Genomic DNA, 26,844 nt, shown 5'->3' with positions numbered 1-26,844 from the left:
ATAGTCCCGCGGGCGGCACAGGCGCGCCGGGGGACAGCATGACCAGCCAGGATTCCACCGTTCCCGCGCTCGGCGCGCACGCCCATGATGCCGGCACCCGCTTCGCCATCCGTTCGGCGACCGAAGCGACCTTGTGCCTGTTCGACGCCAGCGGCGAACGGCGCATCGCCATGACCGGCACGGGCGGCATCTGGTCGGCTGACGTCCCCAGCGTCCGTCCCGGCCAGTGCTACGGCTACCGTACCGCAGTCGATCCCGCCAAGCTGCTGGTCGATCCCCATGCGGTCGAACTCGATCGTCCCTTTCGATACGGTCCCGCGCTCGGGGAAGCCGGGGTCGACACCACCTCGCTCGTCCCCCGCGCGATCGTCCCCACGCCAACCGTCCCGCAACCGGCCGGCGCCCCGCTGTTCGCACCCGGCGGGCTGATCTACGAACTCAACGTCCGCGGTTTCACGATGCTGCATCCGGACGTGCCTGTGGCACAACGCGGCACGATCGCGGCGCTGGCGCACCCTTCGGTGATCGCGCACCTGCAACGGCTGCGGGTCGCCGCGATCGAATTGATGCCGATCGTCGCGTGGATCGACGAACGGCACCTGCCCGCGCTGGGGCTGACCAACGCCTGGGGCTATAATCCGGTCGTGCCGATGGCGATCGATCCGCGCCTTGCCCCGGGCGGCGTCGCCGAATTGCGCGACACCGTCGCCACCCTGCGCGCGGCCGGGATCGGCGTGATCCTCGACCTCGTGTTCAACCATACGGGCGAGAGCGACGTACACGGCCCGAAGCTGTCGATGCGCCGGCTGGACGAGGCGCTCTATTACGCTCACGGGCCCGACGGCACGCTGATAAACGACACCGGGACCGGCAACACGCTCGATTGCGGCCGGCCCGAGGTGCGCGCGCTGATCCTCGCCAGCCTGCGCCACTTCGCCGCTCTGGGCGTCGACGGTTTCCGCTTCGACCTCGCGCCGGTGCTGGCGCGCTCTCCCGGCTTCGATCCCCATGCGCCGATCTTCGCGGAGATCGCGGCCGATCCCCTGCTCGCCGACCGCATCATGATCGCCGAGCCCTGGGACATCGGGCCGGGCGGCTACCGCCTCGGCGAGTTCCCGGCCGACTGGCTCGAATGGAACGACCGCTATCGCGACGATGTCCGCCGCTTCTGGCGCGGCGACGGGGCCGCCGGTGCGCTGGCGACGCGGATTGCCGGATCGGACGACCTGTTCGGCCCCGGCGCGACGCGCACCGTCAATTTCATCGCGGCGCACGACGGCTTCACACTCGTCGACACGGTTGCGTTCGCCGAACGCCACAACCATGCCAATGGCGAGGACAATCGCGATGGCCATGGCGACAATCACAGCTGGAACAACGGCGCCGAAGGCCCGACCGACGATCCAGCCGTCCTGTCGCGCCGCAATGGCGACGCAAGGGCCTTGCTCGCGACGCTGTTCGCCTCGCGCGGCACGATCATGCTGACCGCCGGCGACGAGTTCGGCCGCAGCCAGCGCGGCAACAACAACGCCTACGCGCAGGACAATGCGATCGGCTGGGTCGACTGGGAGCGGCGCGACCGGGATCTGGAAACCTTCGTGGTGGCACTCGCGGAGTTCCGCGCGCGCCACCGCCTCGATGGCGTCGCCCCCTATCCCGCACCGGACTGGCGCCGGCTCGACGGCGAACCGATGCGCGCGACCGACTGGGACGGCGCCGACGGGTTCGAGCTGCGCATCGGCGACGTAGCACTGCGGATCGACCGGCGCCGGCGCGACGTCGCGCTGCTGCACCGTACCGGCATCGAGAGCCGGCAGCCCCTTTACCGTCCGTCCCGGCCGGCATAACATTCGTCATGGTGACGAGCGACCCGGTATCATCGCGCGCTGCGGACCTGTCGCCCCGCGACTGGCTGGAGGCGGGGCAGTCCCTGCTCCGCCGTGGCGGGCTGCGGGCGCTGAAGCTGCGCCCGCTTGCCGGCGAATTGCGCGTATCGACCGGCAGCTTCTATCACCATTTCACCGACTTCGACGGCTATCAGGGTCAACTCGCCGACTATTTCGCGGGCGCGCAGATTGCCGAGCTGATCGACGCGATCGCTCGCGCGGAGGCCGATCCGGTCGGCCGCATCCGCCTGCTCGCGCACGTCGTCCGCCGGCGTGGCATGTCGCGCCTGTCGATCGCGATGCGGGCCTGGGCGGAGAGCGACCCGCGCGCCCGCGACGCGGTCGAACGGCACGACGAACAGGTGATCGGTTTCCTCGTCGCTTGCCTGCAGGCCAATCGCCTCGACCGGCATGACGCGATGGTGCGGGCCTATGCGCTGATGACGCTCGGCCTCAGCAAGGTCCACGCGCCCGAGCTCGATCGCGCCACGCTGATGGAGGAGATGATCGCCCTCCTCTGCTACCCGCCCACCGATACGACGGCCCCGACGGCCGCACAGGAGAGAACATGTCCAAAGGGAGTTTCGACTATATCGTCATAGGCGGCGGTTCGGCCGGCTGCGTCCTCGCCGCGCGCCTGTCCGAAGACCCGGCGGCGAGCGTGCTGCTGATCGAGGCGGGTGGGCGCAATCGCGAGCTGCTGGTGCGCATGCCGGCGGGGGTCGGCGAACTCATCAAGGCGAAGAGCAAGCACAATTGGGGATTCTGGACCGCCGCGGAACCGCATCTGGACGGCCGGCGCCTGTGGTGGCCGCGCGGTCGCGGTCTGGGTGGCAGCTCGGCGATCAACGGCATGATCTATTCGCGCGGCCACCCGCGCGACTATGACCGCTGGCGACAGGCGGGCCTTGCCGGATGGGGCTGGGACGACGTCCTCCCCTATTTCCGCAAGCTGGAGGGCCATCATCGCGGCGGCGACCTGCACGGCAGCGCAGGCCCGTTGCGCGTCTCGGCGGGCGAGAGCGACAGCCCGTTCAACGCCGCCTTCATCGAGGCCGGACGGCAGGCGGGCTATCCGGTCACCGACGATTTCAACGGCGCCGCACCCGAAGGATTCGGCCCCTATGACCTGACGATCGGCGACGGCCGGCGCTGGACCGCGGCCGAAGCCTATCTGGTCCCCGCACTCGGCCGCCCCAACCTCACCATCGCGACCGGTGCGCGGACGACCCGTATCCGCATCGAGCGCGGCCACGCGATCGGGGTGGATTATGCCGTCGGACGGACGTTGCTTCAGGCGGACGCGCGGGCCGAAGTGCTGGTCGCCACCGGTGCGGTGCAGTCGCCGCAACTGCTACAGCTCTCCGGCATCGGCGATCCCGAACGGCTGCGCGCGGCGGGCGTACCTGCGGTGCACGACCTGCCCGGCGTCGGCGAGAACCTGCAGGATCACCTAGACGTCATCATGAACTGGCGCAGCCGCGGCCTGCGGACCGTGTTCAGCGAGGTAAAGGGCCTGCGCCAGCTCGGCGTCGGCCTGCGCTACGCACTCACCGGCAAGGGCGTCGGCCGGCAGAATTTCCTGGAGACGGGCGCCTTCATCCCCTCGCGCACCGGGCTTGAGCATCCCGATATCCAGATCCACGCCGTGCTCGCGATCATGCGCGATCACGGCAAGGCCAAGGCGACCGAGGACGGCTTCTCACTCCACCTGTGCCAGCTGCGCCCGGAAAGCCGCGGCCGTATCGGGCTGCAATCGGCCGATCCGCTCGCCGATCCGCTGATCGAGGCGAACTATCTCGCGACGCCGGAGGATCGCCGCGTGCTGCGCGAATCCGTGAAGATCGGGCGCGAGGTCGCGGCCCAGGCGGCGCTCGATCCCTATCGCGACGCCGAACTGGCACCGGGGGCGGACGTGCGCAGCGACGACGCGATCGATGCCTGGGTGCGTGCCACCGCGGAGACTATCTATCACCCGGTCGGCACCTGCCGGATGGGCGACGATCGCAACGCCGTGGTGGACGGATCGCTGCGGGTGCGCGGGATCGACGGCCTGCGCGTGATCGACGCCTCGGTCATGCCGTCGCTGGTCAGCGGCAACACCAACGCGCCGACGATCATGATCGCGGAAAAGGCCGCCGACATGATCCGGGGCACCATGCTGCAAGCCGCCGCCTGAGCGCTCGCGGCCGGCGCGGGTCGATGGAACCCGCGCCGGCAGTCATCAGATGTGGATCGGCTTGCCGGTCACCGCCATCGCCGCTTCCTTGATCGCTTCCGAATGCGTCGGATGCGCATGGCAGGTGTAGGCGATATCCTCGCTGGTCGCGCCGAACTCCATCGCCTGTGCGGCCTGCGCGATCATCGTGCCGGCAACGCTGGCGATCGCCCAGACGCCGACGACGCGGTCGGTCTTGGCATCGGCGATGATCTTCACGAAGCCGTCCGGCTCATGGTTGGTCTTGGCACGGCTGTTCGCCATCATCGGGAACTTGCCGACCTTGATCTCGCCCTTCGCCTTGGCGGCTTCCTCGGTCAGGCCGACGCCGGCGAATTCGGGCATCGTGTAGACGACGCTCGGAATGATGTCGTGGTTCACGATGCCGGTCAGGCCGGCGATATTCTCGGCGACCGCAATGCCTTCGTCCTCGGCCTTGTGCGCGAGCATCAGGCCGGGCGCGACGTCGCCGATCGCCCAGATGCCGGGGACGCTGGTGGCGAAATCATGGTCGATCTCCACCTGGCCACGGCCGTTGACCGCCAGGCCGGCCGCCTTGAGGTTGAGGCCGTCGGTGTTCGGCTTGCGGCCGATGGCGAGCAGCACGCTGTCTGCCTCGATCGTCTGTGCCTCGCCGCCCGCGGCGGGTTCGACCGTCAGCGTCGCGGTGTCGCCCGACACGGTCACGCCGGTGACCTTCGTCGACAGCTTGAACTCCATGCCCTGCTTCTTGAAGATCTTCTGCGCTTCCTTGCGGACGTCGCCATCGAAGCCGGGCAGGATCTGGTCGAGATATTCGACCACGGTCACCTTCGCGCCGAGCCGGCGCCAGACGCTGCCGAGCTCGAGCCCGATGACGCCGCCACCGATCACGACCAGATGCTGCGGCACCTTGGCCAGCTCCAGCGCGCCGGTGCTGTCGACGACGACCTTCTGGTCGACCTCGACCCCGGCCAGCGGTGTGACCGACGAACCGGTCGCGATGACGATGTTCTTGGCGCGCACGGACTTGCCGGCGACGTCCAGCGTATCCTTGCCGGTGAAGCTGGCGCGGCCCTTCAGCCATTCGACCTTGTTCTTCTTGAACAGATATTCGATGCCGCCGGTCAACTGCTTCACCGCATCGCGGCGCTGCGCGTGCATCGTGTCGAGATCGAGCTCGGCGGTGACCTTGATGCCCATCTTGGCCATCGTGCCGTTCGCGGCGGCATCATAATATTCCGACGCGTGCAGCATCGCCTTCGACGGGATACACCCGACGTTGAGGCAGGTGCCGCCCAGCGTCTCGCGGCTCTCGACGCAGGCGGTCTTCAGCCCGAGCTGCGCGGCACGGATCGCGGCGACATAGCCGCCCGGGCCGGCGCCGATCACGAGGACGTCATAGTCGTAGGTATCTGCCATGATCTTCTCACATCCCCGGCGGAGGCCGGGGCCCAGTTGGGTAACATATGGGAAGAGCGTGGCGCTTCGTCACCACCACCTTCCCAACTGGACCCCGGCCTCCGCCGGGGTGGTTGGTGCGTGGACGGGCGTTACAGGTCGATCAGGATGCGCGTCGGATCCTCGATCGCATTCTTGAGCGCGACGAGGAAGGTCACCGCCTCGCGACCGTCGATCAGGCGGTGATCGTAGCTCAGCGCCAGGTACATCATCGGGCGCACCACGACCTGGCCGTCGCGGACGACCGGGCGATCCTCGATCCGGTGCAGGCCGAGCACCGCCGACTGCGGCGGGTTGATGATCGGGGTCGACATCAGCGAGCCGAACACGCCGCCGTTCGAGATGGTGAAGGTGCCGCCCTTCATCTCGTCCATCTTCAGCGTGCCGTCCTTGGCGCGCTTGCCGAAATCGCCGATCGTCTTCTCGATCCCCGCGACGGTCAGGTCCTGCGCATCGCGGATCACCGGCACGACGAGACCGCCGGGCGACGACACCGCGACCGAGATATCGGCATAATCGTGATAGACGATCTCGTCGCCCTCGATGCTGGCGTTGACCGACGGAATGTCCTTCAGCGCCATCGTCGCGGCCTTCACGAAGAAGCCCATGAAGCCGAGGCGGACGCCATGCTTCTTCTCGAACAGGTCCTTGTACTTGGCGCGCGCCTCGATCACCGCGGTCATGTCGACGTCGTTGAACGTCGTCAGCATCGCGGCGGTGTTCTGCGCCTCCTTCAGGCGCTTGGCGATCGTCTGGCGCAGGCGCGTCATCTTGACGCGCTCTTCCTTGCGACCACCCGTCGGGGCGGCGGCAAGCGCCGGTGCCGCGGCGGGTGCCGGTGCGGCGGCAGGCTTGGACGCGGCCGCTGCAGCGACGTCCTCCTTGGTGATCCGGCCGTCCTTGCCGGTGCCGGTGATCGACGCCGGGTCGAGGCCGTATTCCAGCACGGCACGGCGCACCGAAGGCGACAGCGCAGCGGGGGAATCGCTCGATGCCTCGGGCTGAGCAGCCGGAGCCGGAGCGGCCGGTGCAGGCGCAGCAGCCGGCGCGGGGGCGGCAGCGGGTGCCGCTGCCGGAGCAGGCGCCGCGGCGGCCGAGCCGTCACCGGCGTCGATCGTCGCGAGCATCGCGCCGACCTGTACGGTGTCGCCGACCTGTACCGCATGCTGGCCCATCACGCCGGCGACGGGGGACGGCACCTCGACCGACACCTTGTCGGTTTCGAGGCTGGCGATCGGCTCATCGACCTTCACGGGGTCGCCGGGCTGCTTCAGCCATTCGCCGACGGTCGCTTCGGTGATCGATTCGCCCAATACGGGGACGGTGACTTCGGTTGCCATCTCTCAATCCTTCTACCCCGGGGAGGGGGTGTAGTCGGTAACGTTCTTAGCTGCTGGGCGCCTGCGTGGGGCGGGCGGTGGTCGTCGAACTCTCGCTGCGGGTGCGGCGGATTTCCTCGCGGACATTGTGGCCGAGCGCATCGGCGACCAGCGCACCCTGCTCCGCGGTATGCCGCTTCATCAGGCCGGTCGCGGGCGAGGCGGACGCCTGCCGGCCCGCGTAGCGCGCGCGCTTCACGGCGCAGTTCGCGGCCGTCAGCGATTCCTCGATCAGCGGCTCGACGAAGAACCAGTAGCCGTTGTTCTTCGGCTCTTCCTGCGCCCACACCACGTCCTGCAGCTGCGGCATCCGCGCGATCCGGCGGGCGAGTGCATCGCCCGGGAACGGATAGAGCTGCTCGATGCGGACGATCTGCGTATCCGTATCGCCCGCGGCGTTGCGCGCCTCGATCAGGTCGTAGGCGACCTTGCCGGTGCAGAGCACCAGCCGCTTCGTCTCCGCATCCGCCGCACCGTTGGTGTCGGACAGGATGCGCTTGAAGTGGCTGTCGCCCTGGAAATCGGCTGCGGCCGACACTGCCAGCTTGTGGCGGAGCAGCGACTTGGGCGTCATCACGATCAGGGGTTTACGGAAATTGCGGTGCATCTGCCGGCGCAGCAGGTGGAAATAGTTCGCCGGTGTGGTGCAGTTCGCGACCTGGATATTGTCCTGCGCGCAATTCTGCAGGAAGCGCTCGGGACGTGCCGAGCTATGCTCCGGGCCCTGCCCTTCGTAGCCATGCGGCAGCAGCATCACGAGGCCGTTGGCGCGCAGCCACTTGGACTCGCCGCTCGTGATGAACTGGTCGATCATGATCTGCGCGCCGTTAACGAAATCGCCGAACTGCGCCTCCCACATCACCAGCGTCTTGGGGTCGGCGAGCGCATAGCCATATTCGAAGCCGAGCACGCCATATTCCGACAGCGGGCTGTCGAGCACCTCAAAGCGGCCATGCTCGACCGTCGTCAGCGGCACGTATTTGTGCTCGTCGGTCTGGTCGACCCACACCGCGTGCCGCTGTGAGAAGGTGCCGCGACCCGAATCCTGGCCCGACAAGCGGACGCCATAGCCTTCCGACAGCAGCGACCCGAACGCCAGCGCCTCGCCGGTCGCCCAGTCGAAATTCGCGCCCGTGGTGAACATCTGCCGCTTGGCGTCGATCACGCGCGACAGCGTCTTGTGGATCTGGATACCCTCCGGCACCGTCGTCAGCGTCCGGCCGAGCGCGTCGAACAGCTTGAGCTCGATGCCGGTTTCGACGTTGCGCCGTTCGGTGCCGCCATCGGTCGGCGCCGACAGGCCGGACCAGCGACCGGCGAACCAGTCCGCCTTGTTCGGCTTGTAGCTCGCGCCCGCCTCGAACTCGCCTTCGAGCAAGGTCGTGAACTGATGGACCTTCTCGTCCAGCCACGCCTGGTCGATCACGCCTTCCTGGATCAGGCGCTTGCCGTAGATCTCGCTGACCCCGGGGTGCGACCGGATTTTGTTGTACATCAGCGGCTGGGTGAAGCCCGGCTCGTCGCCCTCGTTATGGCCGAAGCGGCGGTAGCACCACATGTCGATGACGATATCGCGGTGGAACTTCTGACGGAATTCGATCGCCATCTTGGTGGCGAAGGTCACCGCCTCGGGGTCGTCGCCGTTGACGTGGAACACCGGCGCCTGCACGCCCTTCGCCACGTCCGACGGATAGGGCGACGAGCGCGCGAACTGCGGGCTGGTGGTGAAGCCAACCTGATTGTTGATGATGAAGTGGACGCAGCCGCCGGTGTTGTAGCCGCGGATGCCCGAGAAGCCGAGGCATTCCCAGACGATCCCCTGCCCCGCGAACGCCGCGTCGCCGTGGATCAGCACGGGCAGCGCGCCGGTGTGGTCCTTGAGATCGTTGGCGATCGTCTGGATCGCACGCGTCTTGCCAAGCACGACCGGGTCCGCCGCCTCGAGGTGCGACGGGTTGGCGACCAGCGACATATGGACCTTGTGGCCGTCGAACTCACGGTCGGTCGAGGTGCCGAGGTGATATTTCACGTCGCCCGATCCGCCGATCTCGTCGGGCTGCGCCGATCCGCCCGCGAATTCGTGGAAGATCACGCGCAGCGGCTTCGCCATGACGTTGGCGAGCACGTTCAGCCGGCCGCGATGCGCCATGCCAAACACCATCTCGCGCACGCCGGCCTGACCGCCGTACTTGATGACGCTTTCCAGCGCCGGGATCATGCTCTCGCCGCCGTCGAGGCCGAAGCGCTTCGTCCCGACATACTTCTTGCCGAGGAACTTCTCCCACTGCTCGGCCTCGATGACCTTGCTGAGGATCGCCTTCTTGCCATCGACGCTGAATTCGATCGCCTTGTCCTTGCCCTCCATGCGGTCCTGCAGGAAGCGGCGCTCCTCGACATCGACGATGTGCATGTATTCGAGGCCGACGTTGCCGCAGTAATTGCGGCGCAGCGTATCGACCAGTTCGCGGACGGTCGCCCATTCGAAGCCCAGCGTCCCGCCGAGATAGATCGGCCGATCGAGGTCGGCGTCGGTGAAACCGTGATATTCGGTGCGCAGATCCTCGGGCATGTCGCGGTGCGACAGGCCGAGCGGATCGAGATTGGCGGCGAGGTGGCCGCGGACGCGATAGGTGCGGATCAGCAGCTGCGCGCGGATCGCGTCGCCGGCCGCCTTGATGATATCGTCCTTGGACGGCGCAGCCGCAGGCGCCGCGGCGGACTTGCCGCCCCTGGCGGGCTTGGGCGCGGGCTCCATCTGCGTCGGGTCGAGGCCCGCGGTCAGGTCGTCGGTCGTGGTCAGCGGCCAGCGCTTGTTGGTCCAGCTCGGACCGCCGGTGCCGCCCTCCAGCCCCTCGAAGAACCCGCGCCAGCCGAGATCGACCGACGACTGGTCGGCCTGATACTTGGCGTAGAGCGCTTCGATGAACGCAGGCGACACGCCGGATGCGATGTCGCCGAAATCCTGACCTTCGTAGCCCATGGTCTTCTTCCTATTTCCCTCTCCCGATGGGAGAGGGAGGGGCCCACTGCCCGCAGGGCGGTGGGAGGGTGAGGGTCGAAGGGGAAGGCCCACCTGCCCTCACCCTTCCGCGGCTCCGCCGCTCCCTCCCTCTCCCGATGGGAGAGGGGTAATGGTTTAACCGTTCAACACCTCGAGCAGCGTCGAACCCAGTTCGCTGGGGCTCGCCGCGACCTTGATCCCGGCAGCTTCCATCGCCGCGATCTTGCTCTCGGCATCGCCCTTGCCGCCCGACACGATCGCGCCGGCATGGCCCATGCGACGGCCCGGAGGCGCCGTACGACCCGCGATGAAGCCGGCCATCGGCTTCTTGCGGCCACGCTTGGCCTCGTCGATCAGGAATTGCGCGGCCTGCTCCTCGGCGTCGCCGCCGATCTCGCCGATCATGATGATCGACTGCGTCGCCTCGTCGGCAAGGAACAGCTCGAGCACGTCGATGAAGTTGGTGCCGTTGACCGGATCGCCGCCGATGCCGACCGCGGTGGTCTGGCCGAGGCCGGCGTTCGAGGTCTGGAACACCGCCTCATAGGTCAGCGTGCCGGAGCGCGAGACGACGCCGACGCTGCCCTGCTTGAAGATGCTGCCCGGCATGATGCCGATCTTGCACTCGCCGGGCGTCAGCACGCCGGGGCAGTTCGGGCCGATCAGGCGCGACTTGCTGCCCGACAGCGCGCGCTTGACGCGGACCATGTCGAGCACCGGAATGCCCTCGGTGATCGCGACGATCAGCGGGATCTCGGCATCGATCGCCTCGAGAATCGAATCCGCAGCGAAGGGCGGCGGCACGTAGATCACCGACGCATCAGCGCCGGTCTTCGACTTCGCTTCGGCGACGGTGTTGTAGACCGGCAGGCCGAGATGCTCGGTCCCGCCCTTGCCCGGCGTCACGCCGCCGACCATCTGCGTACCATATTCCAGCGCCGCCTTGGTATGGAAGCTGCCGGTTTCGCCGGTCATCCCCTGCGTGATGACCTTGGTGTTCTTGTTGACGAGGATGCTCATTGCGTTCTCCGGAATATGCTGAACCAGCCCGCCTTCGGCTTCGCTGGATCAATTTCAAGCGACCTGAACTTATCGGCAACCTCACGCCAGACGCCACCCGATGGCGGCATTGGCGCGTCGCCCGGAAAATAGATTTCTCCATCCCCCTCGTCGCCGCTCACGTCATAAAATCCAACCCGATGCTCGATCGCCAAACGTCGCACCGCTTCATATGCCTCTTTTGCAACCGACCAACGGAAATCGACGTAGATCAGATGCTTGCCGAAACTGTAGCCCGTCACGTGAGGATCATCGACCCGCTCGTCATCGACCGTCTGCATGTCGGGCCAGTTTGGCAGCATGGCGCGATGCCAGCACTGCAAGCCTTCCGACAACAAGCCCTCATCATTGATGTCGGCGGACCAATTGGTCTGTTGCCGATACCAATCAATGAACCGCGCCCGATCCCGGGGAGCAGCGCTTGGATCAAAGACGAGCAGGTCGTAACTCACGACGTGTTATGCCAAGCTCTCGTCGATCCCCTTGCACGCCACCAGCAGCTCCTTCACCGCATCCACCGACACGGTAAGGTTCGCCTTCGCCTCGTCGTCCAGCGCGATCTCGACGATCTGCTCGACACCGCCTGCGCCGATCACCACCGGTACGCCGACGTACAGGTCGTTCACGCCATACTGGCCGTCGACATAGGCCGCTGCCGGCAGGACGCGCTTCTGGTCGTAGAGATAGGCCTCCGCCATCGCGATGCCGCTGGTCGCCGGCGCGTAATAGGCCGAGCCGGTCTTGAGCAGCGCGACGATCTCGCCGCCGCCGCCACGGGTGCGCTTGACGATCGCGTCGATCTTTTCCTGCGTCGAGCGGCCCATCGCGATGAGGTCGGGAACGGGGATGCCCGACACCGCCGAATAGCTGATGACCGGGACCATCGTGTCGCCGTGGCCGCCGAGCACGAAGCTGGTGACGTCCTTGACCGACACCTGGAACTCCTCGGCGAGGAAGTGGCTGAAGCGCGCGCTGTCGAGTACGCCCGCCATGCCGACGACCATATGGTGCGGCAGGCCGGAGAATTCGCGCAGCGCCCAGACCATCGCATCGAGCGGGTTGGTGATGCAGATCACGAACGCATCGGGTGCATTGGCCTTGATGCCCTCGCCGACCGCCTTCATCACCTTCAGGTTGATGCCGAGCAGATCGTCGCGGCTCATGCCCGGCTTGCGGGCGACACCGGCGGTGACGATGATGACGTCGGCGCCGGCGATGTCGGCATAATCGTTCGAACCGATGATCTTCGCATCGAAGCCTTCGACCGGGCCGCACTGCGACAGGTCGAGCGCCTTGCCCTGCGGCACGCCTTCGGCGACGTCGAAGAGGACGATATCACCCAAATTCTTGAGCGCCGCGAGGTGCGCGAGCGTGCCGCCGATATTGCCGGCGCCGATCAGCGCGATCTTCTTGCGAGCCATCCAATCCATCTCCGTAAAGGCAGGTCCTGATTGGCCATGCCGCCTACGCCCCTTTTCGACGCCCGGCAACCGCTAATCGCCAAGGATTAAGCCTTTAGTTGATAATGGTTCGCAAGTGCAATTAGGCACTGCCATGGCCCTGCGCGAGGTAATCCTCAGAACGCATTTCCTCCAGCCGGCTGACCGTGCGCTGGAATTCGAACCGCCCGTCGCCCTCCGGATAGAGCGCGTCCGGCTCGGCATCCGCCGCGGCGAGCAGCTTGACCTTATGCTCATAGAGCGCGTCGATCAGCGCGACGAACCGCGCCGCCTCGTTGCGGTTCTCCGGCCCGAGCTTGGGCACGCCGACGAGGATGACGGTGTGATAGCGCCGCGCAACGGCGAGATAGTCCGCCGCCCCCCGCGCCTCGCCGCACAGCTTGCGGAACGAGAAGACCGCGACCCCCTTCAGCGTCTTGGGGACATGCAGCGTGCGACCTTGCACGACGATATCCTCCGCCGGGATCGGCTCGGTCACCTCGTGATCGGTCAGGCGGAAGAAGGCGGCGGAAAGGTCCGCGGTCGCCGCCGGACCATTGGGGACCAGCCAGGTGTTCTGTTGCCCCAGCCGGTCGCGTCGATAGTCGATCGGCCCGTTGAGCGTCACCACGTCGAGCCGCGCCTCGATCAGCGCGATGAAGGGCAGGAAATGCTCGCGGTTGAGGCCGTTCTTGTAGAGATCGGCGGGCGCGCGGTTGGAGGTGGTGACGACGGTCACCCCCGCCTCCAGCAGACCGGAGAACAGCCGGCTGAGGATCATCGCATCGGGCGAGTTGGTAACCATCATCTCGTCGAAGGCGAGCAGCCGCGTCTCCTCGGCCAGCGCCGCGGCGACGGGGGCGATCGGATCGCCCGCTTCCTTGCGGCGCTCGATCGCGATGCGGCCGTGGACCTCGAGCATGAATTCGGAGAAATGGACACGGCGTTTGCGCTCCACGGCGACGTTCGCGAAGAACAGGTCCATCATCATCGACTTGCCGCGACCGACGTCGCCGAACATGTAGACGCCGCGCGGACTGCCACCGCCGCGACCGGTCAGGCGCGCGAACAGCCCGGCCCGCCTCGGCGCCTCCAGTTCGGCCGCCAGCGTGTCCAGCCGGGTCGCGGCGGCACGCTGCTCCGGGTCGGTACGCAGTTCGCCCGCAGCGACCAGCGCATCATAGGCGTTGAGGACTTTCGTCATTCGTCGTGCTCCTGCGCACGCGGCCGCGCGCGTTCGGGATAGGGAAAACCAGGCCCCGCCTTGCCTTCGCCCGGCGCAGGCTTCGCACCGGGAGAGTGAGGGCCGGACGCAAGCGGGTCGGATCAACCCCGCTCGGTCACCTTGCGCAAGGTCCCGGTAAAGCTGGCGATCGTCGGCACGTCGTCCTGCACGACGAGCCCGCGCAGGAACAGCATCCGCCCGGTTTCGCGCAGCAGTTCGATCCGCGCTTCCAGCGGCACGCCGACCACCCCGCCGCCGATGAATTGCGCCGACAGGTCCAGCGTCACCGCGCCTCCTGCCCCCAGCACGCCGAAGCCGCGCGCCGCCGCAAACAAGGCGACGTCCATGAAGCCGAGCAGCGCCCCGCCATGAACGTTATCGCGCATGTTGGAATGCGCCCGACGCGGCAGCATCCGCACGCGGGCGATGTCGCCCTCGACGCGGACGTGCAGCGGCTCGATGAAGGCATTGTAACGCGTGGCGTCGCGAAACTGCCAGCGCTTCCAGCCCGGCAGTTCCGAATCGTCCTCGTAGCTGAAGACCGGTGAGGGCGTGTCCGTCACCGCCGGTTACAGGATGCGCTCGGCTTCCATCTTCTTGACCTCGGCGATCGCCTTGGCCGGGTTGAGGCCCTTGGGGCAGGTGTTCGCGCAGTTCATGATCGTGTGGCAACGGTACAGGCGGAATGGATCCTCGAGCTGGTCGAGCCGCTCGCCGGTCATCTCGTCGCGGCTGTCCGCCAGCCAGCGATAGGCCTGGAGCAGGATCGCCGGACCCAGGAACTTGTCGGCATTCCACCAATAGCTCGGGCAGGACGTCGAGCAGCAGGCGCACAGGATGCACTCGTACAGGCCGTCCAGCTTGGCGCGATCCTCCGGCGACTGGAGCCGCTCCTTGCCCGAGGGCGGCGGGCTGACCGTCTGCATCCACGGCTTGATCGAGCTGTACTGCGCGTAGAAGTGCGTGAAGTCGGGGACCAGATCCTTGATGACGTCCATCGCCGGCAGCGGCGTGATCTTCACCTCGCCCTTCACGTCCTCGATCGCGGTGGTGCAGGCGAGACCGTTGCGGCCATCGATGTTCATCGAGCACGATCCGCAGATGCCCTCGCGGCACGAGCGGCGGAAGGTGAGCGACGAATCCTGCTCCGCCTTCATCTTGATGAGCGCGTCGAGCACCATCGGGCCGCATTCGTCGAGATTGATCTCGAACGTGTCGTAGCGCGGGTTCTCGGCGGTGTCGGGGTCGTAGCGATAGACCTTGAAGGTCTTGATCCGCTTGGCGTCCCCGGTCGCTTTATGGACCTTGCCCTTCGCCTTGACCTTGCTGTTCTTGGGCAGGGTGAACTCGGCCATCGCCGCAACGCTCCTATTGAATGCTGCACGTGCGGCTATGCCTTTCGGGGGCGCGGCGCAACCCCCGGAGCGACAAAGCCGCGATCAGATCACATCGAGAACGAGGCCGCGGTCGCGCGCCTCGTCCGCCTCGATATACCAGTTGGACGGCGCCTTGCTCTGCAATTCCTCGAAGGTCACGCCGGACCCGCGGACGATGTCGCGGAATCCCTCCTCCTGAATCTTCACCGATTCCTCGATCTCGTGCAGCTTCGCCTTGAGCATGGCGGGCAGGGTCGTCAGCGGGCCGGACAGTTGGATGGTGCTGGTCATCGACCGTTCGTGCAGCATCAGCCGCGTCCCGCGCGTCAGGAAGCGCTTCTCGACCGGGAACGCCGACATGAACGTCGCGCCGGCGGAATAGACCGCGACCTTGCCGACGAACAGGATCTCGCGGCCGGTATAGTCGCGCAGCAGGCGGATGTCGGCGCCCATCGCGCGCCCCATCTCCGGATCGCCACCCAGCGTCGTGATCGACACAACGAGCGGCCCGTCCTGCGGCGCGTCGGCCAGCTGGGTCTTGAACCGCGCGTACATCATGTCGTCGACGACACCATGCAGCTGGATGTGGGGGAAGGCGAGCAGGGGGTATCTGCTGGCGGTGTTGGCGGCGTTGTTGTCGGTCATGGCGCGGCGAACCCCTGCAATGCAGCAAGGTTCCGAACCGGACGCAAAGATGCGCTATCGCGCCATGGAAAGCGAGCGCGCGCGGTCGGTGACGAGGGGCGGCCGCAACCTGCGTGCCGGCCGCCCCTCCATCGGCTTATGCCGCGCGGAACATCTCGGGCGGCAGCGCCATCAGGCTCTCGGCGCCACCCTCGATCTTGCGCCGCAGTGCGCCGGCATCCGGCACGATCCGCTCGGCGAAGAAGCGCGCGGTGACCAGCTTGGCGTCGAGGAAGGCGGTATCGCTCCCCCCATTTTCGGCGCCCGCCGTCTTCAGCTCGGCCGCGGCCTTCGCCATGCGCAGCCACATCAGGCCGGTCGCGACGATCCCCATCAGGTGCATGTAGGGCACCGCGCCGGCGCCGACATTCTCCGGGTTCTTCATGCCGTTGGCCATGAACCACATCGTCGCCGCCTGCAGTTCGCCGAGTGCCTTCTTCAGCGCGGTAGCGATCTGCGCGGTCGCCTCGACGCTCTCGGCCGCGGCGGTTTCCTGCGCGACGATCTTGAACAGCGCCTGCACCGCACGGCCACCCTTGGTGGCGAGCTTGCGGCCGACGAGGTCCATCGCCTGCACGCCGTTGGTGCCTTCGTAGATCATCGCGATCCGGGCATCGCGGACATACTGTTCCATGCCCCATTCGGCGATATAGCCGTGGCCACCATAGACCTGCTGCGCGTTGGTCGCGACCTCATAGCCCTTGTCGGTGCCGACGCCCTTGATGACCGGGGTCAGCAGGCCGATCAGATCGCCCGCCATCTCACGCTCTTCCTCGGTCGCACCATGATGCTCGAGGTCGACCTGGAGCGCTCCCCACAGGCACAGCGCGCGCAGACCCTCGGTCCAGGCCTTCCCCTCCATCAGCATGCGGCGGATGTCGGGATGGACGAACAGCGTGTCCGCCTTCTCGCCCGGCTCCTTCGGGCCGGTCAGCGCGCGGCCCTGCCGGCGATCCTCGGCATACTGGACCGCGTTCTGATAGGCGACCTCGGCGATCGCGAGGCCCTGCAGCCCGACGCCGAGGCGTGCGGCGTTCATCATGATGAACATCGCGGCGAGGCCCTTCATTTCCTCGCCGACCAGCCAGCCCTTCGCGCCGTCATAGTTCATGACGCAGGTCGAATTGGCGTGGATGCCCATCTTGTGCTCGATCGAGCCGCAGGTCACCGCGTTGCGCTCGCCCAGCGAGCCGTCCGCATTGACCATCACCTTCGGCACCACGAACAGGCTGATGCCCTTCGAGCTGTCCGGCGCGCCCGGCGTCTTCGCCAGCACGAGATGGATGATATTGTCGGTCAGGTCGTGCTCGCCCGCGGAGATGAAGATCTTGGTGCCGGTGATCGCATAGGATCCGTCCGCCTGCGGCTCCGCCTTGGTGCGGATCAGGCCCAGATCGGTGCCGCACTGCGGCTCCGTCAGATTCATCGTGCCGCCCCATTCGCCCGACACCATCTTGGGGACGTACATCGCCTGCTGCTCTGGGCTGCCCTTTGCGACCAGCGCGGCGATCGCGCCATGCGTCAGGCCCGGGTACATGGCGAACGCCATGTTCGACGAGATCATATATTCCTGGAACGCGATCGACACGACGTGCGGCATACCCTGCCCGCCATATTCGGGCGCATTGCCCAGCGTCGCCCAACCGCTCTCGACATATTGGCTATAGGCTTCCTTGAAGCCGGCAGGCGTGGTGACGCTGCCGTCCTCGTGGCGCGTGCAGCCCTCCTGATCGCCCGACTGGTTGATCGGGAACAGCACCTCGGCGACGAAGCGGCCGCCCTCTTCCAGCACTGCCTCGACCACGTCGGGGGTGGCGGCGTCGAAGCCGGGGAGGTTGTTGAAGTTCTGCAGGCCGACGACATGCTCGAGGATGAAGCGGGTGTCGCGGACGGGGGGCGTGTACTGAGGCATCCTGTTATCCTTGTGTGTCAGACGTATGGACGGCTTCTACGACCGTCACGAAGGCGTTGAGTTCGGCGATGGCGGCGTCGATGTCCTGCTTCTGCCGTTCGAGCAGCGCGATGCGGGCACGGCAGCGCTCGATCGACACCTCGCGCTGGACGCGGCGGCCGTCGTCGAGGTCGTAGAGGTCGATCATCTCGCGGATCTCGCCCAGCGAGAAACCGACGCGCTTGCCGCGCAGGATCCAGGCAAGCCGGGCGCGGTCGCGGTGCGAGTAGATGCGCTGCGTGCCGCGACGTTCGGGGGCGATCAGCCCCTCGTCCTCGTAAAAGCGCAGCGCCCGCGCGGTCACCCCGAACTCATCGGAGAGATCCGATATGCTGAAATTCTCGCGATCGTGGCGGGGTTCGATCAGCGCATAGGCAGGTGTCGAGGCCATGGCGATGCGGTTACATCACGTTTACGTCAACGTCAATCTATTGACGTGTGGCGCAGAGTAGATTCCCGCCCGGCGATCGCAGCGTTTCCGCCTCGGATACCGATCCGCTGAGATGCTCGACCGCCAGCGCGGCGAGCGAGGCGCGTCCGGTGCAATGCCGATCGCAGGCGGCGGGAACCGTCGCGGGGAAGACGATGCGGTCGCCCTCGAACCGGGCATCGAAGCGACAGGCGCCGAGCGTCACCGCGACCCGGTCGCCGCTGCGGCGCGCGCTGCCGGACGCCGCGCACCCCTGCCCCTCGCCATAGTCGATCGCGACGCCGATCCGGTACGCACCGTCCGTGCCGGGCACGACGCAAACCCGGTCTGTATCCAATGCCCACGAACCGACCAGCGACGCCCGCGCGGGATCGGCGACCAGCCCCGCCTGCTCCGCCGCCGCCTCGAGCCGCGCACCGGCACTGTCCTGCGCCGCTTGCGGTGGCGCGCCGCAGCCGGTCAACAGCGCGGCGAGCACCAGCACGCGCCTCACCCGATCGGGACCAGCCGCGCGCCGTCGATCCGGCGATAGAAGCAGCTGGTCGCGCCCGTGTGACAGGCCGGACCGGCAGGATCGGCGATGATCCACAGCGCATCCTGATCGCAGTCGATCCGCATCTCGACGACGCGCAGCACGTTGCCGGAGCTTTCGCCCTTCTTCCACAACCGCGCCCGGCTGCGCGACCAGAAGGTCGCCTCCCCCGTCGCCTGCGTCGCCGCCAGCGCGTCGGCATTCATGTGCGCGACCATCAGCAGCGCGCCCGCGCGATCGGTGACGACCGCGGTGACGAGGCCGGCGGCGTCATATTTCGGATCGAGGCGGAGTTCGGTTTCGCGGGGGTCGGCCATCGCCTTGCTCTACAGCGGAGAGGGGGCCAGACCAAGCCGGCGCGGTACGCCCCTCACCCCGCCGCCCGCTGCGCCTCGGGTTCGTGCGCATGGACGCGGGCGAGCGCCTCGCCCTCCAGCTTAGCGAGGTCCGCCAGCGTCTGGTCGAGCGCATCGCGCTGCTGTTCCAGTTCGTCGATCCGCATCCGCACCCGCTCGGCGAGCGCCCGCATCTGCTCCAGATGCTGCGGGTCGGCATCGTACAGGTCGAGGAATTCGGCGATGTCGGTCAGCGAGAAGCCGAGCCGCTTGCCGCGCAGGATCAACTGCATTCGCGCGATCTCGCGCCGACGGTAGACGCGCGTCGTCCCGATCCGGCACGGCTCGATCAGCCCCTTGTCCTCGTAGAAGCGCAAGGTCCGGGGCGTGATGCCGAGCATGTCGGCCACCTCCTGGATTCCCTGCAACTCTCCCCTGTCGTCCCCCGGACCGTCCATCACCCACTCCCGACGCGCGGTCTAACGTGCCGCCTTCTGCAACTCTTCCTCGACCAGTTCCTTTTTGGATAGCTTGCCGATCAAAGTCTTGGGGAGAGTGTCGCGGATTTCGACCTCGCGGGGAAGCTCGATCTTGCTGATCTTGTCGCGCAGGAAATCGCGCAAGCCGGGGCCGGTGATCGCCCCCGGCTCGTTGAGCACGACGAAGGCCTTGGGCGCCTGCCCGCGGTGCGCATCGGGCACGCCGATCACCACGGCCTCGACCACGTTGGGATGTTCGTACAGCGCTTCCTCGATCACGCGCGGATAGACGTTGTAGCCGCCGCACAGGATCAGGTCCTTGATCCGGTCGACGATGAACAGATAGCCGTCCGCGTCCAGATAGCCGACGTCGCCGGTGCGCAGCGCGCCATCGGCGAACGCCGCCTCCGTCTCGGCGGGCTTGTGCCAGTATCCCGCCATCACCTGCGGCCCGCGGGCGCAGATCTCGCCCTTCTCGCCCGCCGGCACGATCCGCGTCGGATCCTCGCGGTCGCGGATCTCGATCGTCGTGCCGGGGAACGGCAGGCCCGCCGACCCCTCCTTGTTGACGCCCTCGAACGGATTGCAGGTGATGATCGGCGAGGCTTCGGACAGGCCATAGCCTTCGACCAGCTTCGCGCCGGTGTTCGCCTCGAACGCGTGCCGGACCTCGATCGGCAGCGGCGCGCCGCCCGAAATGCAGACCTTCACCGACGACAGGTCGGGCCGCTGGTTCGTACCCAGATTGGCGAGCGCATTGTAGATCGTCGGCACCGCGGGGAAATAGGTTGGCCGCGTCCGCTTGAGCGTAGCGAGCAGCTGCTTCAATTCGAACCGCGGCAACAGGATCATCTCCGCACCCACCAGGGTGGCGAAGGTCAGCACGTTGGTCAGCGCGAAGACGTGGAACAGCGGCAGCACGCCGAGGACGCGATCCTGCTCGGCGCTCTCGCCGCCGACATGGACCAGCATCGCATCGGTGTTGGCGACGATATTGGCATGGCTCAGCATCGCCGCCTTGGGCACGCCGGTGGTGCCGCCGGTATATTGCAGCACCGCGATCTCGTCCGGCGCGACCGGCACCGGCGTCTGCCGCTGCCCGTGCGCCATCAGGTCGGGGAAATGCAGATGCTGAGCGCTGCGCGGCGCGCGGCCGATCTCCTTGCGCTTGACCAGCTTGTAGGCGAATTTCTTCACGGTCGGCAGCGCGTCCGCGATCGAACAGGTGACGACGTGGCGCAGCCCCGTCTCGCCCGCGACCTTCAGCACGCGCGCCTGGATCTCGGCGATATCGCAGGTGACGATGATCTCCGCCCCCGAATCGTGGATCAGGTGCGTCAGCTCGCGTTCGACATAGAGCGGGTTGACGTTGACGACGATGCCGCCCGCCTTCAGCGTCGCGTAGAACAGGATGGGATAATATGGCGTGTTGGGCAGGCAGAGCGCGACGCGCGTCCCCTTCACCACGCCGAGCGCCTGCAGCCCCGCCGCGGCGCGATCCACCGCCGCGCCGAGATCGCCCCAGCGCGTCACCCGCCCCATAAAGTCGATCGCCGCGCGACTCGGGAAGCGGGCCACCGACCGGTCGAGCATCTCGCCGAGCAGGCGCGGCCGGGCGGACAGCGCGACGCCCTGCTTGATCGCCAGCGGTGCCGTTACGGCCTCATCGGCGGTGGCCACGTCTGCCTTGGCGGTGTCGCTCATCCATGCTTCCTCTCAAAGTCGATCATCGAGCATATTGTCCGCTCGTGCTACTTGACGTAATGGGAAGGTATCGCACCTATACGGCATATCGCAAGCTCGAATGCCCATCAGAGAGAGGATTTCATGACCAACGTCGTCATCGCCGGATATGCGCGCTCCCCCTTTCATCTCGCCGGCAAGGGCGCGCTCGCCCGCGTCCGCCCCGACGATCTCGCCGCGCAGACGATTCGCGGGCTGATCGAACGCACCGGCGTCGACGCCGCCGAGATCGAGGATATCATCCTCGGCTGCGCCTTTCCGGAAGGGGAGCAGGGGCTTAACGTCGCGCGGCTGATCGGCCTGCTTGCCGACCTGCCGCTGTCGGTGGGTGGCATGACGGTGAACCGCTTCTGCGGATCGTCGATGAGCGCGATCCATATCGCGATGGGCCAGATCCAGATCGGCGCGGGCGAGGCGTTCATCTGCGCCGGCCTCGAATCGATGAGCCGCATCCCGATGGGCGGCTATAATCCGATGCCGAATCCGGCGCTCGCGAAGGCGAATCCGGGTGCCTATATGGGCATGGGCGAAACCGCGGAGAACGTCGCGACCAAATATCAGATCACCCGCGGCGAGCAGGATGCGTTCGCGGTGACCAGCCAGAAGAAGGCCGCGGCCGCGCGTGCCGACGGCCGGCTCGCCGATGAGATCGTGCCGATCACGACCAAGACCGGCACCGTCAGCGAGGACGGCACGATCCGTCCCGACACCACCGTCGAGGCGCTCGGCGGCCTCAAGCCCGCCTTCAGCCTGGACGGATCGGTGACCGCCGGCACCTCGTCGCCGCTGACCGACGGCGCATCGGCGGTGCTGGTCACGTCGGAGGAATTCGCGAAGAAGCATGGCCTCAAGATCCTCGCCCGGATCAAGGCGGTCGGCGTGTCGGGCATCGAGCCATCGACGATGGGCCTCGGCCCGATCAGCGCGTCGCAAAAGGCGCTCGCCCGTGCCGGTGTCTCGGTCGCCGACCTCGACGTGGTCGAGATCAACGAGGCCTTCGCCAGCCAGGCGATCGCCTGCATCCGCGACCTCGGCCTAAAGGACGAGACGATCAACCTCGACGGCGGTGCGATCGCGATCGGCCATCCGCTCGGCGCGACCGGCGCGCGCATCGTCGGCAAGGCGGCGGCGCTGCTCGAGCGCGAGGGCGGCCGTTATGCGCTGGCGACCCAGTGCATCGGCGGCGGTCAGGGCATCGCCACGGTGCTGGAGCGCGTATAACATGAGCGATCCCATCAAGAAGGTATGCGTGATCGGTGCGGGCGTCATGGGCGCCGGCATCGCCGCACAGGTCGCCAATGCCGGCGTGCCCGTCCTGCTGCTCGACATCGTGCCCCGCGAGGGGAACGATCGCGATGCCGTGGCGAAGGGCGCGGTCGCCAGGATGCTCAAGACCGATCCCGCCCCCTTCATGTCGAAGGGCGCGGCGAAGCTGGTCGAGACGGGCAACATCGACGACCATCTCGACCGCGTCGCCGAATGCGACTGGATCGTCGAGGCGATCGTCGAACGGCTCGACATCAAGCAGGCGCTCTATGCGAAATTGGAGGCGCTGAAGCGCCCCGGCACGGCGGTATCGTCGAACACCTCGACGATCCCGCTGGAGAATCTGGTCGAGGGACGCTCCGACCAGTTCAAGGCCGACTTCCTCATCACCCACTTCTTCAATCCGCCGCGCTACATGCGGCTGATCGAGATCGTCCGCGGCGCGCATACCGACGCCGCCGTCGCGGATCGCGTCGAGGATTTCGTCGATCGCTTCATGGGCAAGCGGATCGTCCGGGCGAAGGACACGCCGGGCTTCATCGCCAATCGCATCGGCACCTACTGGCTCGCCGTCGCGATCAACGCAGCGATGGACCAGGGGTTGACCGTCGAGGAGGCCGACCAGATCGGCGGCCGTCCGATGGGCGTGCCCAAGACGGGGATCTTCGGGCTGGTCGATCTGGTCGGCGTCGATCTGATGCCGCTGCTGTCGAAGAGCCTGACGTCGACCCTGCCGCAGGGCGACCCCTATTTCGACACCGTCCGGCCGATGCCGCTGGTCGACCGGATGATCGCCGAGGGCTTTACGGGTCGCAAGGGCAAGGGCGGCTTCTACCGCTTCGACAAGGCGACGAAGACCAAGCTGGCGCTCGACCTCGCCACCGGCGACTATCGCGAGGGGCAGAAGCCCGCCGCGCTGCCGCCCAAGGCGGAGAAGGACCTCGCCACGCTGATCGCCACGCCGGGCAAGGTCGGTGACTATGCCTGGGAGGTGCTCGGCAAGACGCTCTCCTATGCTGCGATGCTGGTCGGCGAGGCGGCGGACGACGTCGTCGCGATCGATGACGCGATGAAGCTCGGCTACAACTGGAAGTTCGGGCCGTTCGAGCTGCTCGACCGGATCGGTGCCGCCGCCTTCACCGCGCGGCTGCGGGACGAAGGGCGCACCGTACCGGCGATCCTCGACACCGTCGGCGATCGCAGCTTCTACCGTGTCGTCGAGGGCAAGCGGCAGTTCCTGACCCTCGACGGCGAATATCGCGACGTCGTGCGCAGCGAGGGCGTGTTGCTGCTCGAGGATATCAAGCTGGCGTCCGAACCCTTGCTCCGGAACGCCTCCGCGGCGCTCTGGGATGTCGGCGATGGCGTCGCCGCGCTCGAATTCACTACCAAGATGAACGCGCTCGACGGCGAGATCATGGCGCTGATCCATCAGGCCATCCCGCTGGTGCAGGCGCGGTTCAAGGCGCTGGTGATCTATAACGAAGGCTCGAACTTCTCGGCGGGCGCCAACCTCGGCATGGCGATGTTCGCCGTCGCCGCGGGAATGTGGGGCGAGATCGAAAAGCTCGTCGCGGGCGGACAACAGGCGCTGAAGGCGCTGAAATACGCCCCCTTCCCGGTCGTCGCGGCGCCGGCCGGCATGGCATTGGGTGGCGGCTGCGAGGTGCTGCTGAACAGCGATGCGGTCCAGGCACATGCCGAAACCTACGTCGGGCTGGTCGAATGCGGCGTCGGCCTGCTGCCCGGCTGGGGTGGCAACGGCGAGATGCTCGACCGGATATCGAAGGCGCCGATGATGCCGCGCGGGCCGATGCCCGCCGTCGCCAAGGCGTTCGAGACGATCTCGACCGCGCAGGTGTCCAAGTCCGCGGCGCTGGCGAAGGAGATGATGTTCCTGCGCCCCACCGACGGCATCACGATGAATCGCGATCGCCTGCTGGCGGACGCCAAGGCGAAGGCGCTCGGCCTCGTCGCCGGCTATGCAGCGCCGGAGAAGCCGACGTTCCGCCTGCCCGGCGAGAGCGGCCGCACGGGCATCGCCGGCGTGGTCGACGGCTTCCGCAAGAAGGGCATGGCGACCGCATATGACGAGGTCGTTTCCAGCCGACTCGCCAACGTGCTGACCGGCGGCGAGGCCGACGTCGTCGATATCGTCGCCGAGGACGATCTGCTGACGCTGGAACGTGAAGCCTTCATGGATGCGGTGAAGGACCCGCGGACGCAGGCGCGCATCCAGCAGACGCTGACCACGGGTAAGCCGTTGCGCAATTGAGCGCCCTCCCCTTCGCCGGCCGTCCCGTGCGGCCCGCGAAGGGGGCAGTCGCCGTGCCGGACGGCGCAGATGAACGTCATGTCACTTGACACATGTGCTGGACGGCTTAGGCGGGCCGCTAACTGCCGTATACGGCAGGGCGCTCGCCATTAGGTTACCGTTCAGGTGGCCGGCGTCATGATCGACCCATAACCGCGACCGTACAGATACGGCGCGAAGCTGACCCCCGGCTGGACCGGCGCCCGCGGCTGTTAGCGGGGCCATGGAGAGGAGATTACACCATGTCCATTCTTATCCTCGGCGCGCTGCTCGCCGCCGCCGCACCGGCGCCCGCCCCCGACACCGCCATCGGCCGCTGGAAGACGGAAACCCGCAACGGCATCGTCGAGATCCAGCGCTGCGGCGCCTCCATCTGCGGCCGGCTGATCTCCTCGGAGCTGCTCCGCCAGCAGCCCGACCTCAAGGACGCCAACAACCAGAACGCCGCCCAGCGCAACCGCCCGCTGCGCGGCCTGCTGCTCATCAGCGGCTTTACCGCCGACGGCAATGCCTGGGCCGGCGGCCAGATCTACAATCCCGACGATGGCAAGACCTACAAGGCCAAGGTAACCCCGGTCGACGCCAACACGTTGAAGGTCCGCGGCTGCGTGTTCGTCCCGCTTTGCAAGACGCAGACCTGGACCCGCGTCCGCTAAACGGTCGCCTCCCCGTCTGCCGGCGTGTCCGGCCCGGTCGGTCGATCGGGCACGGCAGCCCGCTATCGTCCGCACGCCATCATTTCCCAACCAGATTCAGGAACTGTCACTATGTCATTGCGTCTCAAGGCTCCCTTGCTCGCCTCCGCCCTCATCGGTTCGTTCGGCTTCGCCACCGTCGCGCACGCCCAGGCCTTCTATCTGCAGGAACAGTCGGCGCGCGGCGCCGGCCGTGCCTTTTCGGGTGAGGTGGCCGATACCGGCCCGCAGTCGCTGTGGTGGAACCCGGCCTCGATCGCCGGCATGGAGCGTGGCGAGGCCGCGATCAACGCATCGGTGATCCGTCCCAAGGGCGACGTCGTCAACAACGGCACGGTCATCCGTCGTCCCGGTGGCCAGTTCGCCCCGATCGGCGGCGACCAGCTTGCCAAGGACCCGATCGACAACGGCATCCTGCCCTCGGGCCAGATCGCGCTGCCGTTCGGCCCGGTCGCGCTCGGCCTCGCGGTGACGTCGCCGTACAGCTTCACCACCGATTATGATTCGACCAGCTGGACCCGCTACAGCGCGACCCGCACCAAGCTGCGTACGTTCGACATCCAGCCGTCGATCGCGGTCGCGCTGACCGACTGGTTGCGCGTCGGCGGTGCCGCCAACGTCGAGCACGTCTATGCCAGCCTCGGCAATGCCCTGCCCAACCTGTCGGCGGCGCTACCCGACGGCCGTCAGCGGCTCGAAGGTGACGGCTGGGATCTCGGCTGGACCGCCGGTTTCCAGATGCACAACGACTGGGCGACGGTCGGCGTCAGCTACAAGTCGCGCATCGAGCATACGCTGAAGGGCGACCTGCTGGTCGAGGGGCTGCAGGGGCCGCTCGCCGCGCAGAACCGCACGCTGGATGGCGTCGAGGCGAGTTTCTACACCCCGGCGCAGGTCATCGTCGGCGCACGCATCCGCGCAACCCCGGCGCTGACCCTCAACGGCCAGGCCGTCCGCTACAATTGGAGCAAGTTCGACGCAATCCGCCTCGGTGCGCCGCTCAACACCGCGCTGCCCGAGAATTATCGCGACAGCTACAGCCTCGCCGGCGGTATTGACTATACCGTGTCGCCGCAGCTGACGCTGCGCGCCGGCGTCCAGCATGGCACGACGCCGACCCGCAACGGCCTGCGCGATGCGCGCGTGCCGGACGGCAACCGCTGGAACTACGGTGCCGGCGGCACCTTCCAGCTGACGCCGCGCTTCGGGATCGATCTGGCCGCGAACTACGTCAAGATCGACGATTCGTCGATCGATCGCGTGACCGCCGCTTACGCCGGCACCGCGGTGCAGACGCCGATCGTCACCAACGGCTTCCTGCGCGACGCAAGTGCGCTGATCGTGTCCGCGGGCGCCCATATCGGCTTCTGACCGGCTAATTCCGGGTTCCGC

Annotated in this window: 23 protein-coding genes; 7 read left to right on the top strand and 16 right to left on the bottom strand. The window is 67.2% G+C overall.

Annotated elements, in window-relative coordinates; genetic code table 11:
- Positions 1-38: 38 nt before the first annotated feature.
- The 3 genes from AC1RTO_RS05725 to AC1RTO_RS05715 are packed head-to-tail and all read left to right on the top strand — an operon-like array spanning position 39 to position 4,065.
- Positions 39-1,847 (top strand): glycogen debranching protein, encoded by a 1,809-nt coding sequence (locus tag AC1RTO_RS05725; RefSeq protein ID WP_493159899.1) that lies wholly within the window; start codon positions 39-41, stop codon positions 1,845-1,847.
- An 8-nt stretch (positions 1,848-1,855) separates the two neighbouring features.
- Positions 1,856-2,488 carry a TetR/AcrR family transcriptional regulator gene (locus tag AC1RTO_RS05720; RefSeq protein WP_493159898.1) on the top strand — a complete coding sequence of 211 codons (633 nt, stop codon included), beginning with the start codon at positions 1,856-1,858 and terminating at the stop codon, positions 2,486-2,488.
- Positions 2,455-4,065 carry a choline dehydrogenase gene (locus tag AC1RTO_RS05715; protein ID WP_493159897.1) on the top strand — a complete coding sequence of 537 codons (1,611 nt, stop codon included), beginning with the start codon at positions 2,455-2,457 and terminating at the stop codon, positions 4,063-4,065. Before AC1RTO_RS05720 ends, AC1RTO_RS05715 begins: the two co-directional genes overlap by 34 nt.
- A gap of 45 nt (positions 4,066-4,110) precedes the next feature.
- Here the strand turns inward: AC1RTO_RS05715 and lpdA are convergent, their stop codons facing one another.
- From lpdA to AC1RTO_RS05635, 16 genes are all read right to left on the bottom strand, one after another.
- The gene (lpdA, locus tag AC1RTO_RS05710; RefSeq protein ID WP_493159896.1) at positions 4,111-5,505 is read right to left on the bottom strand and encodes a dihydrolipoyl dehydrogenase; all 1,395 of its coding nucleotides are present in this window, start codon (positions 5,503-5,505) and stop codon (positions 4,111-4,113) included.
- Positions 5,506-5,636: 131 nt separating this feature from the next.
- Positions 5,637-6,884, bottom strand: coding sequence for a 2-oxoglutarate dehydrogenase complex dihydrolipoyllysine-residue succinyltransferase (odhB, locus tag AC1RTO_RS05705; RefSeq protein WP_493159895.1), 1,248 nt, complete (start codon positions 6,882-6,884; stop codon positions 5,637-5,639).
- Positions 6,885-6,930: 46 nt separating this feature from the next.
- Positions 6,931-9,903 (bottom strand): 2-oxoglutarate dehydrogenase E1 component, encoded by a 2,973-nt coding sequence (locus tag AC1RTO_RS05700; RefSeq protein ID WP_493159894.1) that lies wholly within the window; start codon positions 9,901-9,903, stop codon positions 6,931-6,933.
- Between the two features lie 156 nt (positions 9,904-10,059).
- On the bottom strand, positions 10,060-10,944 hold the full coding sequence (gene sucD / locus AC1RTO_RS05695) for a succinate--CoA ligase subunit alpha (protein WP_293877422.1): 885 nt from the start codon (positions 10,942-10,944) through the stop codon (positions 10,060-10,062).
- Positions 10,941-11,435, bottom strand: coding sequence for a hypothetical protein (locus AC1RTO_RS05690; protein ID WP_493159893.1), 495 nt, complete (start codon positions 11,433-11,435; stop codon positions 10,941-10,943). The genes sucD and AC1RTO_RS05690 overlap by 4 nt, the downstream gene beginning before the upstream one ends.
- 6 nt (positions 11,436-11,441) lie before the next feature.
- Entirely contained in the window at positions 11,442-12,404 is a 963-nt protein-coding gene (mdh, locus tag AC1RTO_RS05685) for a malate dehydrogenase (RefSeq protein WP_493159892.1), read from the bottom strand.
- Between the two features lie 121 nt (positions 12,405-12,525).
- Positions 12,526-13,626: a cell division protein ZapE gene (gene zapE, locus AC1RTO_RS05680; protein WP_493159891.1), complete on the bottom strand. Its 1,101-nt coding sequence runs from the start codon at positions 13,624-13,626 to the stop codon at positions 12,526-12,528.
- Positions 13,627-13,748: 122 nt separating this feature from the next.
- On the bottom strand, positions 13,749-14,210 hold the full coding sequence (locus tag AC1RTO_RS05675) for a PaaI family thioesterase (RefSeq protein WP_493159890.1): 462 nt from the start codon (positions 14,208-14,210) through the stop codon (positions 13,749-13,751).
- 6 nt (positions 14,211-14,216) lie between these two features.
- Positions 14,217-15,002, bottom strand: coding sequence for a succinate dehydrogenase iron-sulfur subunit (locus tag AC1RTO_RS05670; protein WP_163958972.1), 786 nt, complete (start codon positions 15,000-15,002; stop codon positions 14,217-14,219).
- Positions 15,003-15,086: 84 nt separating this feature from the next.
- Positions 15,087-15,668: an ATP-dependent Clp protease proteolytic subunit gene (locus AC1RTO_RS05665; RefSeq protein ID WP_293877411.1), complete on the bottom strand. Its 582-nt coding sequence runs from the start codon at positions 15,666-15,668 to the stop codon at positions 15,087-15,089.
- Positions 15,669-15,804: 136 nt separating this feature from the next.
- Complete coding sequence (locus AC1RTO_RS05660) at positions 15,805-17,619, bottom strand: acyl-CoA dehydrogenase C-terminal domain-containing protein (protein WP_493159889.1); 1,815 nt, start codon at positions 17,617-17,619, stop codon at positions 15,805-15,807.
- A gap of 4 nt (positions 17,620-17,623) precedes the next feature.
- Positions 17,624-18,049, bottom strand: coding sequence for a MerR family transcriptional regulator (locus tag AC1RTO_RS05655; protein ID WP_493159888.1), 426 nt, complete (start codon positions 18,047-18,049; stop codon positions 17,624-17,626).
- Between the two features lie 37 nt (positions 18,050-18,086).
- Positions 18,087-18,572, bottom strand: coding sequence for a hypothetical protein (locus AC1RTO_RS05650; RefSeq protein WP_493159887.1), 486 nt, complete (start codon positions 18,570-18,572; stop codon positions 18,087-18,089).
- A gap of 5 nt (positions 18,573-18,577) precedes the next feature.
- Positions 18,578-18,937, bottom strand: a complete 360-nt coding sequence (gene hisI, locus AC1RTO_RS05645; RefSeq protein ID WP_493159886.1) for a phosphoribosyl-AMP cyclohydrolase — start codon at positions 18,935-18,937, stop codon at positions 18,578-18,580.
- Positions 18,938-18,990: 53 nt separating this feature from the next.
- Entirely contained in the window at positions 18,991-19,413 is a 423-nt protein-coding gene (locus AC1RTO_RS05640; RefSeq protein ID WP_293877401.1) for a MerR family transcriptional regulator, read from the bottom strand.
- Positions 19,414-19,434: 21 nt separating this feature from the next.
- On the bottom strand, positions 19,435-21,138 hold the full coding sequence (locus tag AC1RTO_RS05635; protein WP_493159885.1) for a long-chain-fatty-acid--CoA ligase: 1,704 nt from the start codon (positions 21,136-21,138) through the stop codon (positions 19,435-19,437).
- A gap of 123 nt (positions 21,139-21,261) precedes the next feature.
- On the opposite strand from AC1RTO_RS05635, the gene AC1RTO_RS05630 reads away from it, so the two are divergent.
- The 4 genes from AC1RTO_RS05630 (at position 21,262) to AC1RTO_RS05615 (ending at position 26,823) form a co-directional block, all read left to right on the top strand.
- The gene (locus tag AC1RTO_RS05630) at positions 21,262-22,398 is read left to right on the top strand and encodes a thiolase family protein (protein WP_493159884.1); all 1,137 of its coding nucleotides are present in this window, start codon (positions 21,262-21,264) and stop codon (positions 22,396-22,398) included.
- A gap of 1 nt (position 22,399) precedes the next feature.
- Positions 22,400-24,718: a 3-hydroxyacyl-CoA dehydrogenase/enoyl-CoA hydratase family protein gene (locus tag AC1RTO_RS05625; RefSeq protein ID WP_493159883.1), complete on the top strand. Its 2,319-nt coding sequence runs from the start codon at positions 22,400-22,402 to the stop codon at positions 24,716-24,718.
- A 281-nt stretch (positions 24,719-24,999) separates the two neighbouring features.
- Positions 25,000-25,413, top strand: a complete 414-nt coding sequence (locus AC1RTO_RS05620) for a DUF2147 domain-containing protein (RefSeq protein ID WP_493159882.1) — start codon at positions 25,000-25,002, stop codon at positions 25,411-25,413.
- Between the two features lie 111 nt (positions 25,414-25,524).
- A complete protein-coding gene (locus AC1RTO_RS05615; RefSeq protein WP_493159881.1) occupies positions 25,525-26,823 on the top strand; it encodes an OmpP1/FadL family transporter in 1,299 nt (432 codons plus the stop codon).
- The last annotated feature ends 21 nt before the right edge of the window (positions 26,824-26,844 follow it).

The sequence above is a fragment of the Sphingomonas sp. GW821-FHT10F09 genome (assembly GCF_058809195.1).
This window is presented reverse-complemented; position numbering and strand designations above follow the sequence as displayed.